This window comes from Microcella sp. (genome assembly GCF_040286215.1).
Classification (GTDB): domain Bacteria; phylum Actinomycetota; class Actinomycetes; order Actinomycetales; family Microbacteriaceae; genus Microcella.
Genome location: NZ_JAVKCK010000011.1, coordinates 18,945 through 34,086, shown reverse-complemented (window position 1 = coordinate 34,086; position 15,142 = coordinate 18,945). Strand labels below are relative to the sequence as shown.

The 15,142-nt window shown below is 69.9% G+C and carries 15 protein-coding genes; 8 read left to right on the top strand and 7 right to left on the bottom strand.

Annotated elements, in window-relative coordinates:
• The first annotated feature begins 76 nt into the window (after positions 1-76).
• The 3 genes from RJQ01_RS05335 to RJQ01_RS05325 all read left to right on the top strand — a co-directional run bounded on the left by RJQ01_RS05335 (position 77) and on the right by RJQ01_RS05325 (position 1,848).
• Positions 77-301: a DUF3107 domain-containing protein gene (locus RJQ01_RS05335; RefSeq protein ID WP_350475693.1), complete on the top strand. Its 225-nt coding sequence runs from the start codon at positions 77-79 to the stop codon at positions 299-301.
• Between the two features lie 9 nt (positions 302-310).
• Positions 311-610, top strand: a complete 300-nt coding sequence (locus tag RJQ01_RS05330) for a hypothetical protein (protein WP_350475692.1) — start codon at positions 311-313, stop codon at positions 608-610.
• Between the two features lie 119 nt (positions 611-729).
• Positions 730-1,848: an LAVTG motif-containing sortase-dependent surface protein gene (locus RJQ01_RS05325; RefSeq protein WP_350475690.1), complete on the top strand. Its 1,119-nt coding sequence runs from the start codon at positions 730-732 to the stop codon at positions 1,846-1,848.
• Here the strand turns inward: RJQ01_RS05325 and RJQ01_RS05320 are convergent.
• Together RJQ01_RS05320 and RJQ01_RS05315 are read right to left on the bottom strand one after the other, a co-directional pair.
• Entirely contained in the window at positions 1,845-2,159 is a 315-nt protein-coding gene (locus tag RJQ01_RS05320) for a hypothetical protein (RefSeq protein WP_350475689.1), read from the bottom strand. The two genes, RJQ01_RS05325 and RJQ01_RS05320, sit on opposite strands and share 4 nt — an antisense overlap.
• Complete coding sequence (locus RJQ01_RS05315; RefSeq protein ID WP_350475688.1) at positions 2,159-2,806, bottom strand: ferritin-like fold-containing protein; 648 nt, start codon at positions 2,804-2,806, stop codon at positions 2,159-2,161. The genes RJQ01_RS05320 and RJQ01_RS05315 overlap by 1 nt, the downstream gene beginning before the upstream one ends.
• A gap of 158 nt (positions 2,807-2,964) precedes the next feature.
• Between RJQ01_RS05315 and RJQ01_RS05310 the strand changes: the two genes are divergently transcribed.
• Together RJQ01_RS05310 and RJQ01_RS05305 are read left to right on the top strand one after the other, a co-directional pair.
• Positions 2,965-4,398: a DEAD/DEAH box helicase gene (locus RJQ01_RS05310; protein ID WP_350475687.1), complete on the top strand. Its 1,434-nt coding sequence runs from the start codon at positions 2,965-2,967 to the stop codon at positions 4,396-4,398.
• A 12-nt stretch (positions 4,399-4,410) separates the two neighbouring features.
• The gene (locus RJQ01_RS05305) at positions 4,411-5,937 is read left to right on the top strand and encodes an MDR family MFS transporter (RefSeq protein WP_350475686.1); all 1,527 of its coding nucleotides are present in this window, start codon (positions 4,411-4,413) and stop codon (positions 5,935-5,937) included.
• Between the two features lie 165 nt (positions 5,938-6,102).
• Here the strand turns inward: RJQ01_RS05305 and RJQ01_RS05300 are convergent, their stop codons facing one another.
• Genes RJQ01_RS05300 through RJQ01_RS05285 form a run of 4 tightly spaced genes read right to left on the bottom strand, consistent with a single transcriptional unit; the run spans position 6,103 to position 10,026 of the window.
• Entirely contained in the window at positions 6,103-6,954 is an 852-nt protein-coding gene (locus RJQ01_RS05300) for a PHP domain-containing protein (RefSeq protein ID WP_350475685.1), read from the bottom strand.
• Between the two features lie 51 nt (positions 6,955-7,005).
• Positions 7,006-7,863: an ABC transporter permease gene (locus RJQ01_RS05295; RefSeq protein WP_350475684.1), complete on the bottom strand. Its 858-nt coding sequence runs from the start codon at positions 7,861-7,863 to the stop codon at positions 7,006-7,008.
• A complete protein-coding gene (locus tag RJQ01_RS05290; RefSeq protein WP_350475683.1) occupies positions 7,850-8,791 on the bottom strand; it encodes an ABC transporter ATP-binding protein in 942 nt (313 codons plus the stop codon). Before RJQ01_RS05290 ends, RJQ01_RS05295 begins: the two co-directional genes overlap by 14 nt.
• A 29-nt stretch (positions 8,792-8,820) precedes the next feature.
• Positions 8,821-10,026 (bottom strand): LolA family protein, encoded by a 1,206-nt coding sequence (locus RJQ01_RS05285; protein WP_350475682.1) that lies wholly within the window; start codon positions 10,024-10,026, stop codon positions 8,821-8,823.
• Between the two features lie 105 nt (positions 10,027-10,131).
• Between RJQ01_RS05285 and RJQ01_RS05280 the strand changes: the two genes are divergently transcribed.
• From RJQ01_RS05280 to RJQ01_RS05270, 3 genes are all read left to right on the top strand, one after another.
• Positions 10,132-11,151: an endonuclease/exonuclease/phosphatase family protein gene (locus RJQ01_RS05280; RefSeq protein WP_350475681.1), complete on the top strand. Its 1,020-nt coding sequence runs from the start codon at positions 10,132-10,134 to the stop codon at positions 11,149-11,151.
• An 80-nt stretch (positions 11,152-11,231) separates the two neighbouring features.
• Positions 11,232-12,782, top strand: coding sequence for an aminopeptidase P family protein (locus RJQ01_RS05275; RefSeq protein ID WP_350475680.1), 1,551 nt, complete (start codon positions 11,232-11,234; stop codon positions 12,780-12,782).
• Positions 12,783-12,916: 134 nt separating this feature from the next.
• A complete protein-coding gene (locus RJQ01_RS05270) occupies positions 12,917-14,359 on the top strand; it encodes an HNH endonuclease signature motif containing protein (RefSeq protein ID WP_350475679.1) in 1,443 nt (480 codons plus the stop codon).
• Between the two features lie 102 nt (positions 14,360-14,461).
• On the opposite strand, the gene RJQ01_RS05265 is transcribed toward RJQ01_RS05270, so the two are convergent.
• Entirely contained in the window at positions 14,462-15,118 is a 657-nt protein-coding gene (locus RJQ01_RS05265) for a YflT domain-containing protein (protein ID WP_350475678.1), read from the bottom strand.
• Positions 15,119-15,142: the final 24 nt, after the last annotated feature.

Below are 15,142 nucleotides of genomic sequence, written 5' to 3'. Positions count from 1 at the left end.
ACCGAGCGCCCGGCCCGCACTGCGCCCACAGAGAACGCGGCCGCGGCCCCCAGAGCGAAAAGGTACGCTGACGGACGTGGACATTCGCATCGGAATTCTCAACAGCCCCCGCGAGCTCTCGTTCGAGTCGTCGCAGACCGCCGCCGACATTCAGAAGGCCGTGACCGCGGCGATCGAGAAGGGCGCACCCCTTCTCGAGCTGACCGATGACAAAGGCAAGCACTACCTTGTGCCCACGAGCGCGATCGGTTACGTCGAGATCGGCTCCGACTCCGCCCGCCGCGTCGGCTTCGTCGGCTAGAGGCGCACCATGGAGCTGCTGTTCGTCACCGTCATCGGCGCATCGATCGCCCTCGGTGTGCGCTATCTCGTCCCGGGGCGCCAGACCCACGGTCTCCTGCTCGTGCCCGCCGTCGGCGCCGCCGCGACCGCCGCCGTGTGGGCGGTATGCGTGTGGCTCGGCCTGACCTTCGACGGCGGCTGGATCTGGGTCATCGCCCTCGTGCTCGGCCCCCTCGCCTCGCTCGCGGTCGCGCTCGTGCTGCCGAAGCGCCGTGAGACGGCCGATGCCGAGCTGCTCGAGCGGCTCATGAAGCCCTCCGCCGCGTAGCTCGCGAACGATCCGGCGCCGGATTGGAAGCGACGAAACCTCGCCGAGCGGGCCCGCGGGCCGTAGGCTGAGTGAGGACGCGTGCTGCGCGTCTTTCGGCTCACTCCCCCGGAGGCATCATGCGTGCTCCCCTGGCCGCCAGCGGCCTCGCCCTCGCTGTTGCGGGCTCGCTCCTCGTCGCGACTCCCGCCGTCGCTGCTCCGTTCGTTGACGGCGGCATCTCCGCCGGTGGCACGACCTGGCGGGTCGAGGGTCTAGGAGCCGGTCAGCAGCCGGAGATCAAGGAGGCGCAGCGGCCCGGGTGGGAGGGCAACAGCTTCACCTTCGATCAAGGTGTGCGGCCGGTCTCGCTCGCAGCCGACTCGACCGGTCCGACCGACGTCGATCTGGCCGAGTGCGCCGCTGACGGCGACCTCTCACCAGCGGCAGACTCCACCGGCGACCAGATCGCTTCGTGCGAGCTCTCTCCCCTCGAGACCGGCGACGGCACGCTCGAGGCCGCCTTGGAGTGGCGGTTCTTCGACGACGGTGCGACTGTGCGCGCGCGCATGAGCGTCACCAACGCGACCGGCGACACCGTGAGCGGCGCCACGATCGGGTTTCGCGACAACTACTATCAGGACACCGATACCCGTCTCGGTGCGTCGACGACCGCTGGCCACCCCGCCGCCGAGGATGATGCGGTCGTCGACGGCGATCTGCTCTGGATCACCTATGCCGCCCTCGACGCCACCAGCATAGAGGCGCCCGTGATTCTCACGGCGGCCGGAACGGCAGACTCGACCGTCACACCGCAGATGGCCTCATCGGCCGGTGACGGTGGAGATCTTCAGATCACGCTGTACGCGCTGCCCGACATTGAGCCGGGCGACACCGTCGAAGTCGTGCACTTCTACGTCTGGCAGTTCTTCGAGTTCGACGAGGTGAACCCGGTGGACGCCGCTGACGCGCGCGCGAACCTCGAGCCCGCTGCCCTCTTCGTGCCGTCCGCCCTCGCAGCCGTCGAGACGGCATGGGATGCCCGCGGTCGATTCGACACGTTGAGCGACCGCGACGCGGCCGGCATCGCCGAGCCGAGCGCGGTGCTGAACTGGAATGCCGTCGACGAGCCCTCCGATCCCGCTGAGCCCGAGCTCGCCGACACCGGCGTGGAGAACGCGTGGCCGCTTACCGCCCTCGCGGCGATCCTCGTGCTGTGCGGAGCGGGCATCATCGCGCTCCGACGACGAGCGGCCTAGAAGAGCGCGGGCAGCGACAGCACGCCGAGCACCGTGGCGATGATCGTCACGACGAGCAACACGATCGAGCGGTCGTGGCGGCGAGCGATCGCGATCCATCCCATGATGGCCGCGATGACGAGCGCGATCGTCGCCGCGGTGTTCAGCGCCACGAAGATGATCGCACCGACCGTGCCGAGCGGCGCCACGAGAACCGGGGCGAAGAACGGGATGATCGCGCCCGCCGCGATCGCGACGATCGCGAGGATGCCCGCGCGGCGCCCCAGCTCCGTCTCGGGCATCTGCGGCCGGGGTCCGTCGTTGTACGCCATCAGGCCGTGAGCCCCAATCTGTCCATGCGGCGCGTGTGCGCGGCGATCAGCTCGGTGAAAACCGGCTCGATCTGAGCTTCCTCGCGGGCGTGGTCACCGTGGAAGACGAGTGCGGATCGGGCCTGGAGCATCGTGTCGCCCACCAGGCGGCGGCACCACAGCGCGAGCCGTGACGACAGCCGCGGGTTCGCAGCGATCTGACCCTCGACGATGCGATGAAGCGGCGTCTGCAGGTCTCCGTCGCTGAGCGCCGCCCGCACTGCCTCGCGCGTGGGGCTCGGCAGGCCGCCCGCGAGGCGCATCCAGAAATCGGTGAGGAAGCCGATCGTGACGTGTGCGCTCGCCACCTGCTCGTGCCAGTCGGCGCCCTGGGTGCGACGCTCGAACTCCTCCACGCCCAGCAGGTGGGGCTCCATGACGTCGGTGCGGTCGAGCTTGTGGCGCTCGAGCTCGGCGACGAGCGCCAGGTAGCGGCGCAGCGAGATGTCGCACACCCGCGCGAGGGCATCCTTGTCGGCGATGCGCGGCGCGTTTGCCGTCGCATGACTGAGCGCCTCGAAGAACGTCATATGCAGCGCGGAGCATTGACCGAGGAAATGGTCGACGGGCGGCGTCAGCTCGGCCAGATCGACTCGGAGGGCAGCCACGGCGGCATCGCGCGGGGTGAGGGAAGGTGCCTCTGCGCGCGGGCGAGAACGTCGAAACCACGATGCCACCCGCCCAGCCTAGGTGATGCCCGCGACCGTCCCGCCCTGCGGCGGCTAAACTAATGCCACTCATCTATATAGACAGGCGATACACCCACGTGACTTTCTCCGACCTGGGCATCGAGACCGACATGGTCGATGCCCTTGCCAGCAAGGGCATCATCGAGCCCTTCCCCATCCAGACGCAGACGATTCCCCTCGCGCTCAGCGGGCAGGACATCATCGGCCAGGCCAAGACCGGCACCGGCAAGACCTTCGGTTTCGGGCTTCCCCTCATCCAGCACCTCGGCCTGAACCCCGAGCCGGGCGTCAAGGCGCTCGTCGTCGTACCCACGCGTGAGCTGTGCGTGCAGGTGACGCAAGACCTCGAGCTCGCCTCCGCCAACCGCGACGTCAAGATCGTCTCCATCTACGGCGGCAAGGCGTACGAGGGCCAGATCGAGCAGCTGAAGGCTGGTGCGCAGATCGTCGTCGGCACGCCCGGGAGACTGCTCGACCTCGCGAGCCAGCGGCTGCTCTCGCTCGCGAACGTCGAGGTGATGGTGCTCGACGAGGCCGACAAGATGCTCGACCTGGGCTTCCTCGGCGACATCGAGAAGCTCTTCGCGCAGACCAAGCCGACGCGCCACACGATGCTCTTCTCGGCGACCATGCCGGGCCCCATCGTCGCCCTCGCGCGCCGCTTCATGACGCGGCCCATCCACATTCGCGCGACCGACCCCGACGAGGGCCTGTGGCAGTCGAACATCAAGCACATCGTCTACCGGGCCCACGCGCTCGACAAGGACGAGGTCATCGGCCGCATCCTGCAAGCCGAGGGTCGCGGCAAGACCGTCGTCTTCACACGCACCAAGCGCGCCGCGGCGAAGATCGTGGAAGAGCTCAACGACCGCGGCTTCAGCGCCGGCGCCGTGCACGGCGACATGACCCAGGAGGCGCGCGAGCGCTCCATGGCGGCCTTCAAGGCCGGCAAGAAGGACATCCTCATCGCCACGGATGTCGCCGCACGCGGTATCGACGTCAACGACGTCACGCACGTCATCAACCACACGGTGCCCGACGACCACGACGCCTACCTGCACCGCGTCGGCCGCACCGGGCGCGCCGGCAAGACCGGCATCGCCGTGACCTTCGTCGACTGGGCCGACATGCACAAGTGGGCGCTCATCAACCGCGCGCTCGACATGGGCCAGCCCGAGCCCGTCGAGACGTACTCGTCGTCACCGCACCTCTACACCGACCTCGACATCCCCGAGGGCTCGAAGGGCCGCCTCAAGGCGACCCCCATCCCGCGCGTCGAGCGCGAGGCCTCCCACCCGCCTCGTGAGCGCAGCCGACGCAGCGGGTCCGGCGGGTCGGGCGGGTCCGGAGGCGGGCAGCGCTCCGGCGGTGGCCGCGACGGTGGGGCGTCGCAGGGCTCGAGCGCGGCATCCTCATCGGGCGAGGGCGGCGCGCCGCGTCGGCGGCGGCGGCGTCGCAGCGGGGGTTCCGGCGGGCAGGGCGCGGGCGGGAATACCGCCGCGTCCTCCTGAGTTGACGACGCGGTGACCACCTCGCCGACCTCGCCGACCGCAGCGTCCGCATCGTCCCGAACGACGATGGATGCCCGGCACAGTCTCGTCATCTCTCTCCTGCTCGTCTCCGCCTTCGTCGTGATCTTGAACGAGACGCTGTTCGGCGTCGCCATTCCCGAGCTCATCGACGACCTCGGCGTGACGGCGGCGATGGCGCAGTGGCTGACGACGGCGTTCATGCTGACCCTCGCCGTCATCATCCCCATCACCGGCTTCCTGCTGCAGCGCTTCCAGACTCGTCCCATGTTCATCGTCGCCATGAGCCTGTTCAGCCTCGGCACGCTCCTCGGTGCGCTCTCCCCCGGCTTCGAGATGCTGCTCGTGGCGCGCATCGTGCAGGCGAGCGGCACCGCGATCATGATGCCGCTGCTCTTCACGACCGTGTTCGCGCTCGTGCCCCCGCGCATCCGCGGCCGCATCGTGGGGCGCATCTCGATCGTCATCGCCGTCGCTCCCGCCCTCGGCCCGTCGATCTCGGGTCTCATCCTCGACACCCTCGGCTGGCGCTGGCTGTTCATCGTCATGCTGCCCATCGCGCTCGGCGCCCTCACGCTCGGCGCGCTGCGCGTCGTCAACGTGGGCGAGCCGCAGCCGGGGCGCCTCGACCTGCTGTCGGTGCCGCTCTCGGCGATCGGGTTCGGCGGCTTCGTCTACGGGCTCAGCCTGCTCGGCGAGGCAGGGCAGAGTGGTGGAGAGGGCGGTGAGGCAACGACAGTAGCTGTGTCGGCCATCGGCATTGGCCTGCTCGGGCTCGCGCTGTTCGTATGGCGTCAGCTCGTGCTGCAACGTCGCGGTGAGCGCGCTCTGCTCGATCTGCGCACCTTCCAAGCTCGCCAGTTCACCCTCTCGATTCTGGCCGTGTCGATCGCGTCGATGGCCCTCTTCGGCGCGATCATCCTCATTCCCCTGTATGTGCAGCAGGTACTCGGCCAGAGCCCGCTCGTCTCCGGCTTGCTCATCCTGCCCGGCGCGCTGCTGCAAGGCCTCATCGCGCCGCTCATCGGGCGCCGGTACGACGCCGTCGGCCCGCGCGGGCTGGCCCTCAGCGGAGCGATCCTGCTGAGCGTCGCCATGTGGGGCATGACGTTCCTCTCCACCACGACGCCCCTATGGCTCATCACGGCCGCGCACATCGGGCTCAGCATGGGGCTCGCACTGCTGTTCACTCCGCTGCTGACGAACGGGCTCTCGGCGATCCGCCCCGAGCTCAACTCCTACGGCTCGGCGATCGTCGGAACCGTTCAGCAGGTCTCCGGCGCCGCGGGCATCGCCCTCTTCATCTCGGTCGCGGCGGCCGCCGGTGGGGCGGGCAGCGTCGCGAGCGAGGTCTCGGCCCCGGGCATCCAGCTCGCGTTCACGGTCGGTGCGATCATCGCGACACTCGCGATCCCCATCGTGCTGCTCGTGCGCCGCGTGCCGCAGGAGGAGCCGCCCGCGACAACGGGCCAGATCGCGGCGCAGACGCCCCTGCACACCGAGGCCGAGCCGACGAGCTAGGCGCTCTCGGGTGGGCGGCATGCCGCAGGGCGTGCGCGTCACCAGTCGCGCGCGTCGTCGCTCGTGGCCACCCCATCACGCCGTTTGTGACAACTCACGCCGAACGTTCCGCGTGGCTTGTCACGAACGGCGTGACTAGCGTCGCGTCTGCCGAGCGCGCCGGCCCTACGCGCGCACGGGCGGCACGCCGCTCGTGCGCGCGATGAGGCGCTCGAGCGCCTCGGGCTCGGTCGTGTTCTCGGCGAGCCTGTTCGGCTTGCCCTCGCCGTGGTAGTCGCTCGACCCGGTGACGACGAGGTCGAACTGGGCGGCGAGCTCGAGCAGGCGCTCGCGGCCGTCTGGCGTGTTCTCGCGGTGGCCGACCTCGAGCCCGACGAGCCCCGCCTCGACGAGCGCCGCCATCCCGCGGTCGTCGACGACGGCCTCGCGCCCGCGCGTCGCCGGGTGGGCGAGCACCGCCGCGCCGCCGGCCTCGGTGATCATGCGCACGCCGTCGAGCACCGTGGGCGCCTCGTGCGGCAGGTAGTAGCCGCCCGTGAAGTGCAGGATCGACGCGAAAGCCTCGCTGCGGGTGCGCACGATGCCGCGCGCCACGAGCGCGTCGGCGATGTGGGGGCGGCCGATGCTGTCGCCTCCGCTCTGCGCGAGCACGTCATCCCAACTGACGTCGTAGTCGCGCGCGATGTTGGTGACCATGCGCTCGGCCCGGCCGAGACGATCGGCGCGGATGTGGGCCGTCTCGGCAACCAGCTCGCCGTCGTTGGGGTCGAAGAGGTAGCCGAGCACGTGCACGCTGCGCCACTCGTAGCGCGTGCTGAGCTCCATGCCCCGAATGATCTGGATGCCCGCGCCGTTCGCCGCCGTGAGCGCCTCATCCCACCCGGCCGTCGAGTCGTGATCGGTGACCGCGATCGTGTCGAGGCCCGCCTTGACTGCGGCGCGGATGAGCTGCGTGGGTGTCTCGGTGCCGTCGCTGACGCTGCTGTGGGTGTGCAGGTCGATCGGGCCGCGGGGCATGGGGTCAATGCTAAGCGCGCGCGGCCGAGCATGGCGCCGTCCCGTCCCCGGCTAGGAAACGATGCTCTTGGAGGCGAACCTCCCATAGGCCAGAGCGCCGAAGATGCCCACGTAGGCGAGCTGGAGAATCGCATTGCTGCCGAACGATGACCACTCGATGGGGTTGCGCAGAATGTCGGCGAAGTCGAGCCAGTAGTGCGTGAGCAAGTAGGGGTGCATCCAGGAGAGCTGAGGGATCGTGCCGAGAATCTGGCTCACGATCGAGACGACGACGGTGGCCGCCATGGCGCCGACCGGAACGTCGGTCAGCGTCGAGATGAACAGTCCGACCGCCGAGAGCCCGATCAGGGAGACGCTCACGTAGAGTGCCACGAGCCCCATGCGCACGAGCGACTCCCCGAGGCTGATGACATCTCCCGACAGCAGGGTGACGGGGCCGATCGAGAACAGAACGCTGCCGATGATGAGGCCGGTGAGCATGAGGGTCAGTGTCGCGGCGAGCGCCCACGCCACGGCGCCCGCGAACTTGACGAGCAGCAACCGCATTCGCCCCGCCGGGGCCGTGAGCAGGTATCGCAGGGTGCCTTGTCCGGCCTCGCCGGCGATCGTGTCGCCCGCCACAACCCCTACCGTGAGTGGCAGAAAGAGCGGGATGCCCACCAGCATCGCCGTGAAACCAACGAAGAGGCCGTTCTGCGATACCCGGTCGAGGAACGGCGGGCCTTCGCCGGGCGCGAGCTGCTGCGACGACAGCGCGACGGCGACGGCCAGCAGGATCGGGATCAGCGCGATCGCAACGAGCATCGCGATGGTGCGTCGCCGCCGAAACAGCACGGCTATCTCCGAGGCGAGCAGGTCGAACGAGACCCGCCGGGTCGTGGGCGGGATGCTCTGCTCACGCGACGACATCGAAGCCCTCTCCGGTCAGGGCGACGAAGCGGTCTTCGAGCGAGGGCTCCTCGAGTGAAAAGCCGCGCACTCTCACGCCGGCCGCGACGAGGGCGGCCACCAGGTCATCGGCGCCACCCCGAGAGCGGTCAAGATGCGCGCGGACCCCGTCGACCGGGGTGGCCGGGTCGGGCGTCAGACCTGCCTTAAGCAGCACGTCGTGCGCAAGCGCACGGTCGGGGGTCAGCACAACGACGGTCGTAGCGTCGGGCCCCCGAAGCTCGTCGAGCGTGCCTTGGGCGACGATGGCACCGGCACTCATGACCGCCGCATGAGTGCAGAGCTGCTCCACCTCGGCGAGCAGGTGGCTTGAGACGAAGACGGTGGTGCCGTCGGCCGCGAATGATCTGATGAGGCTGCGCACTTCCCGCGTCCCCTGCGGGTCGAGACCGTTGGTGGGCTCGTCGAGCACGAGAAGGTCGCGCGGCCTCAGCATGGCGTTCGCGAGCCCGAGCCGTTGCTTCATGCCCAGCGAGTACGCCTTGACGGGCTTGTTCTCGGCGTGCGAGAGGCCGACGCGCGCGAGTGCGTCGCTGACACGCGCGAGCCGGGTGCGGCGGTCGCTGTCACGATCAGCCGCGTCGAGACGACGAAGATTGGCGGTTCCGGAGAGGAAGGGATAGAACGCGGGCCCTTCCACCAGAGCACCGACCCTCGGAAGCACCGATCGCCAGGAATCGGGCATCGATTCACCCAGCACCGACGACTCACCCGCCGTGGGCTCGATCAGCCCGAGAAGCATACGGATCGTGGTCGTCTTGCCGCTGCCGTTGGGCCCGAGAAACCCGAAGACGGAACCACGCGGAACGGCGAGGCTGACGCGATCCACGGCCGTTTGGGAGCCGAATCGGCGCGTCAGGTCGCGCGTCGCAATAGCGAGCTCGGTCACGCGAGAGAACCCGTCGACACGCGCGCGACTCAGCGCACCGCGGCGGTTTGGAGCGCGGTGAGCGGCACCGTGCCGACCAGCACCCGACCGTCGTCGGTCACGAAGACGGTGGCGAGCGCCGTACTCACGGCGAACCCTCCGTCGACCGGAGTCCCGAACTGCTCCACCAGGGCGAGGTCGAGACCATCAGGACTCTCCGCGGCGGTAGGAGCGCGCGTTTCGATGATCGTGGCCCAACCGCTCTGCACGATCACGAACGGGGATTCCTCGCCGGCATCACGATCGCCCTGCGGCTTGTGGGCGCCGTCGGCGAACTCGGGCAGTTCAGGCGTCGACTCCTCGACGGTGGCCCCGGGAGGGGGCGTGAAGCTGAAGGTCGCCGCGTCCGGCGTGGAGAGGTCGAGTTGCGTGATCCCGAGCGAGAGCGCCGGCTCATCCTGGCCGACTGCTTCGACGACGACGCGCAACGGCAAGCCGCTGTCGGCATCGATCGCCAGAGAAATCGACGCCACCAGGGTGTCACTCGCATCGGGTGTGACCACGAGTTCGTACGCGCCACGGCCAGCGACGCTCACATTGTCGGCGAGCGTCACGGTCGAGTCGGCATCGAGCTTCTCGAGAATCAGCTGGGCGAACTCGGCGGGAGTCGAGGGACCATCGGCCAGGGCATCCGCGAACCGCTCCCGGTCACCGGAGGCCGCGTCCTTCGGCACCACTGCCGCCATCGCCTCAGCATCGGGAGCGAGAAGGCGAGTTGCGACATTCGACTGTGAGTCGTAGAGCCAGGCTTCCGTCTCATTGACGATGAGGTTGCGCTCGGCCATCCGGTCTTGCACCTGCACGCGAACACCCACCTCGGGGTCGACGGAGACCCGCGCAGTGTGCTCGCCGGAGACGAATTCGAGGGCTGCACTCACCAGGTCCAGTGCGCCCTGCTCGACCGAGTCGTCAGCAGAGTCGCCCGCTGCGTCGCCGCCGCCGCTCGGCACCGTGCCAACGCCGAGGTCAAGAGCGGGCAAGCCGAGATTCGCGCGCTTGACCACTGTCGCGGAGTACGCGAGGTCGTCGCTGTCTGCGACCATGGCGAGCACTTCTGCGGGCGTCTTCGCGGGCAGCGTGACGGCGCCCGCCGCCATCGGAACGACAACGACGCTCGCCGCGACGAGAGCCGAGATGGCCAGTGCAGGGGTCCACGCGAGAAGTGCCCGGCGGCGAGGTGAGGTGGCTAACGACATACGCCCACGCTAGAGGCTCCTGCTATGGATACGCCGCGAAACCGTTCCCGGTGCGCCGTATGCGCGGAACGGCCTCTCGCCTGAGCCAGGTAGGCTCGCGACGCCATGATCCGCCGAGTCGTCTCCGCCGCCGTGCTGCTCGGCGTGGCCGCCGCGCTGCTCGTCATCGCGTGGCCGAGCCTGTTCGGGCTCTCCGCCGCACCCGTCGTCGCGCAACTCGTCTCGCTGCGTGCGCTGAGCGCCGCCGTCGCCATTCTCGGCGCCCTCACGCTCGCGCTCATCGCGGTGCTGTGGCGGGGCGCTCGGCGCTTCCTCGCCTCGCTCGCGCTGCTCGCGCTCGTTTTCGCTGCGGTCAACGTCGCGGTGCTGTCGACGCGCGGGTTCGGCGACGAGTCGTTTCCGACCCGCGCGCCCGCCGAGCTCGCCGTGCTCAGCTGGAACACCCTCGGCGACGCCCCCGGCACCGACCGCATCGCGCAGCTCGCCCTCGACGAGCAGGCCGACATCATCGTGCTGCCCGAGACGAGTCAGGAGACCGGCGTCGAGATCGCCGAGCGGCTGCGCGCCGCCGACCGGCCCATGTGGGTGTACTCGTTCGCCTTCGACTACATCGCTAAAGCACGCTCGACCACCGTGCTCGTCTCCGCCGCTATCGGCGAGTACGTCGTCGACGAGACCGTCGGCAACACGACCGTGCTGCCGAGCATGGTGCTGCGCCCCGACGGCCACGACGGGCCCACGATCATCGGCGTGCACCCCGTCGCCCCCCTGCCGAGCCAGCTCGCCAACTGGCGCGCCGACCTCGAGTGGATCGACGGCGTCTGCCGAGGCGAGCAGACCATCCTCGCGGGCGACCTCAACGCGACCGCCGACCACTTCCGCACCCTCCCCGGCGACTCCGGCGGGGCGCTGCGCCTCGGCCTCGGCGACTGCCTCGACGCGGGCCTCGTCACCGGCAACGGCGCCGTCGGCACCTGGCCCACGCGGTTGCCGGCGATCCTCGGCGCGCCCATCGACCACATCATGGTCACCGACGACATCACCATCACGGGCTTCCGCGTCATCACCACCGAAGACGGCACGGGCAGTGACCACCGCCCGATCGTCGCGCGCCTCATTCTCTGAAGCGCGGCCTCCAGACACGAGCGGAGCGGGTGGGCGGATGCTCGGGGCCGGCCCTGAGCATCCGGTGCCAGAATGGGCGCATGGCCGACACCGAACTCAGCGCCGCCAGCGAGACCGAGACCACCGAAGCGCCGCCGCGCGCGACCGAGAACCGGTCGACGGTGCCGCGCTCGAGCGCGTTCCAGGAGTACATCTCAACCGGGTGGGCGGAGCGCGCGACCGGCATCGGCGGTCCGCGCGAGCAGGCCACCTACGCGGCAGCGCGACGTGAGCGGGTCAGCGCGATGTACCCGGGCGTGCGCCTCGTGATTCCCGCCGGCGACGCCCGCCAGCGCTCCAACGACACCGACTACCCGTACCGTGCCCACAGCGCCTTCGCGCACCTCACCGGGTGGGGCAGCGACTCCGTGCCGGGCAGTGTGCTCGTGCTCGAGCCGCGCGCCGACGGGGCAGAGGGGCACGACGCCGCGCTGTACTTCCGCGAGGCGGCCGGGCGCGACTCCGACGAGTTCTACGCCAACCCGGCAATCGGTGAGTTCTGGACGGGCCCACGCCCCTCCGTCGACGACGTCGCGACCGACCTCGGGCTCGACGCGCGGCCGCTGAGCGCGCTCGACTCGGTGTGGGATGCGCTCGACCTCGACGGCCCCGAGACCCTGATCGTGCGCGAGGCGGAGCCGTCGCTGACCGACCGACTGGATGCTGCGCGCATCCTGCACGCGGGCGCCGAGCCCGGCACCGCCGAGGTCGATACGGCGCGCGATGACGAGCTCGCGCGCGACCTCAGCGAGCTGCGCCTCGTCAATGACTCGTTCGAGCTCGCCGAGATGCGCCGCGCCGTCGACGCGACGCGCATCGGCTTCGACGACATCATCGCCGATCTGCCCCAGATCGTGGCGCACCCCCGCGGCGAGCGCCTCGTCGAGGGCACCTTCAAACGGCGCGCGCGCGCCGAGGGCAACACGGTCGGCTACGACACCATCGCCGCGAGCGGCCCCCACGCGTGCATCCTGCACTGGACGCGCAACGACGGGCCCGTCGTGCCGGGCGACCTCATCCTCATCGACGCGGGCGTCGAACTCGACAGCTACTACACGGCCGACATCACGCGCACCCTGCCCGTCTCCGGCCAGTTCACCGAGGTGCAGCGGCGCGTCTACGAGGCCGTGCGCGAGGCGGCGGACGCGGCGTTCGCGATCGTGCGGCCGGGCATCCGGTTCAAGGATGTTCATGCCGAGGCAATGCGGGTCATCGCACGCGTCACCGCCGAGTGGGGGCTGCTGCCCGTGAACGCCGAAGAGTCGCTGGCGCCCGACGGCGGCTACCACCGGCGCTACATGGTGCACGGAACCTCCCACCATCTCGGCATCGACGTGCACGACTGCGGTCAGGCGCGGCGCGAGCTTTACGCCGACGGCGTGCTCGAGGAGGGCATGGTGTTCACGATCGAGCCGGGCCTGTACTTTCAGCCCGACGACCTGACCGTGCCCGCGGAGCTGCGCGGCATCGGTGTGCGGATCGAGGACAACGTCGTGGTCACCGCAGAGGGGTGCGAGAGCCTCTCGGCGGGCATTCCGCGCACGGCCGACGAGGTCGAGGAGTGGATGCGCACGGTGGCGGGCCGCGCGTAGGGACTTCCGCGTAGCGCCCACCATCCCCGCGCTCCCCCGCCTATCCGTCCTCCACAGTTTGTTCACTGCACGAGTTTTCCCAAGATTTCCTCATTCGACGTGTTCGAACGGATGTTCGATGCGAGCATGGATGCATGACCGCACCCGCGCCCTTCGAGCACCTGACCGCCCTCGTGGCGGTGCTCGAGCGCGCGCCGCTCGAGGCCTCTGACCTCCGTGCGCTCGGGGATGAGGATCTGCTCGCGGTGACCCAGCTTGGCGCGAAGGCGCACCGATTGCTGGATGCCCGAACCGCACTCGTCGCGGGCGAGCTCGCGCGCCGCTCGCGCCCCGAACTCGCCCACGACGGGCTCGCGCAGCGCACCGGTCACCGCACGGTTGAAGAGCTCGTGCGGGTCACGACCGGCGACTCACGCAGAGACGCGGTCGCGGCCGTGAACGCCGGCCGACTCCTTGTGGCGCCTGACACCGCGAGCGACCGCGCCGCGGGCGCAGACGACCTTCCTATGGCAACACCCCACCTTGCTGCTGCTGTTCGTGCCGTGCGAGCGGGCGCGCTCAGCATCGGCGCGCTCGACGCGATCAGCACGTCCTTCGACGGCATCGACCCGTCGGTGAGAGTCGATCTCGTTCAGGCGGCCGTCGAGCGCCTGGTGGCCTCAGCCGAACACCTCGACGTCGACCGAGTGCAGCGCATGGCTCGCCACGCCCGTGAGGAGCTCGATGCGGCAGCGCTCGTTGATCGCGAGCGAATCCAGCGTGACGCGCGGTCATTCCGTCTGTGGACCTTGCCGGACGGCATGACGCGCGCAACGTGGATGCTCGACCCGGAGCCCGCCGCGCAGGTACGGGAGCTCGTCGAGCGCGCGACCTCCCCGAAGCGGCGCGGCGTGCACTTCGTCGAGACGGTCAACGCGAGCGACGATGCCGACGCCGAGATAGCCGTGCGCATCGCCGAGGACGAACGCACGCCCGAGCAGTACGCTTCGGACGCCCTGCTGCACCTGCTCGCCGCGGGAGCGGACGCCGACTCGAGCATGATCCTCGGCACCGGTGCACCGCAGGTGAGCGTGCTCGTCACCGCCGCCGACCTCGCGCGGGGCGAAGGATCAGGGTCGTTCGAGCCCTCCACGGGCGGCCCCAACGGCACCGCGGTCGCCCTCCCGACCGTGCAGCGACTGCTGTGCGGCGGCGTGCAGACGCCCATCCTCATCGGCTCGACAGGTCAGCCGCTCGATGTCGGCCGGTCGCAGCGCCTCTTCACCGCACGTCAGCGCATAGCGCTCGCCGCTCGGGACGGCGGGTGCCGCTGGCCCGGGTGTGAACGCCCGCCGAGCTGGTGCGAAGCGCACCACATCGACGAGTGGGAGCGCGACCGAGGGCGCACCGACATCAACGACGGAATCCTCCTCTGCCGACACCACCACCTACTCTTGCACGACCACGGCTGGCAGATCACGCGCGTCGGGCGATCACCCGACTACGAGCTCCTGCCTCCCGCGACCGTCGACCCGCTCCAAAGACCCAGACCCATGCCCAGCAGGAGTCGGCAGTGGCAGCGCGCGCTCGCGGGGTGAACAACGCACCCTCGCCGGGCGAGCAGAGCGACCCCACGGGCCGAGCGCTCGCCATGAACGGTGAGCAACGCGCCCTCGCGGGGTGAGCCGCACGTGCAGGCCCTAGTCGCGCTTCTCGGCGGTGGCGTCAGCCGGAGCGTCGGCGGGCTCATCCGCAGAACCGCCGGTCGGAGTCGCCTCGGCCGCGCTAGAGGGGCCCTCGGCCGACTTATCGGTGGCGCTGGGAGTCTGCGCGTTACCGCGCGGCGACTCGGTGAGCGACACCGGCGCATCCGGATTCCCGCCCGCGAGAACCGTCCGCGCGCGAGCGGTCTGCATCGGGTCGATGATCACCTGGTACGAGGCCGCGAGCACCTGCTGCTGCGACGCGAAGTCGCGGCGACGACGCGCGAACGCGTACGACACCAGGCCCAGGAGCATGCCGAAGCCCGCGCCGATGAACATGGCGGCGAGCACGAACGAGAACTCCGGCTCGGGCGAGAACAGGAACAGCAGGAGACCGAAGAACAGTCCGAACCAGATGCCACTCAGCGCCCCCGAGAGCGCGGCGCGGCCATAGCTGAGGCGACCGCCGATGCGCTCCACCGTCTTCAAGTCGTGACCGACGATAGCGAGCCCCTTGACGGGGAAATCGGCCTTCGCGAGACGGTTCACGACGCTCTGCGCCTCCGGGTACGTGTCGTAGCTCCCGAGCACATCCCCGCGCGGCAGACTCAAGGGCGCCGCGCTGCGACGGCTGAAAGGACTCTGGCTGCTCACCCCTCCATTGTGGCAGGGCGACGA

Coding starts and splice junctions, on each gene's coding strand:
- RJQ01_RS05325 (WP_350475690.1), top strand. CDS start 730: ATGCGTGCTCCCCTGGCCGCCAGCGGCCTCGCCCTCGCTGTTGCGGGC.
- RJQ01_RS05270 (WP_350475679.1), top strand. CDS start 12,917: ATGACCGCACCCGCGCCCTTCGAGCACCTGACCGCCCTCGTGGCGGTG.
- RJQ01_RS05330 (WP_350475692.1), top strand. CDS start 311: ATGGAGCTGCTGTTCGTCACCGTCATCGGCGCATCGATCGCCCTCGGT.
- RJQ01_RS05300 (WP_350475685.1), bottom strand. CDS start 6,954: ATGCCCCGCGGCCCGATCGACCTGCACACCCACAGCAGCGTCAGCGAC.
- RJQ01_RS05295 (WP_350475684.1), bottom strand. CDS start 7,863: ATGTCGTCGCGTGAGCAGAGCATCCCGCCCACGACCCGGCGGGTCTCG.
- RJQ01_RS05320 (WP_350475689.1), bottom strand. CDS start 2,159: ATGGCGTACAACGACGGACCCCGGCCGCAGATGCCCGAGACGGAGCTG.
- RJQ01_RS05280 (WP_350475681.1), top strand. CDS start 10,132: ATGATCCGCCGAGTCGTCTCCGCCGCCGTGCTGCTCGGCGTGGCCGCC.
- RJQ01_RS05285 (WP_350475682.1), bottom strand. CDS start 10,026: ATGTCGTTAGCCACCTCACCTCGCCGCCGGGCACTTCTCGCGTGGACC.
- RJQ01_RS05275 (WP_350475680.1), top strand. CDS start 11,232: ATGGCCGACACCGAACTCAGCGCCGCCAGCGAGACCGAGACCACCGAA.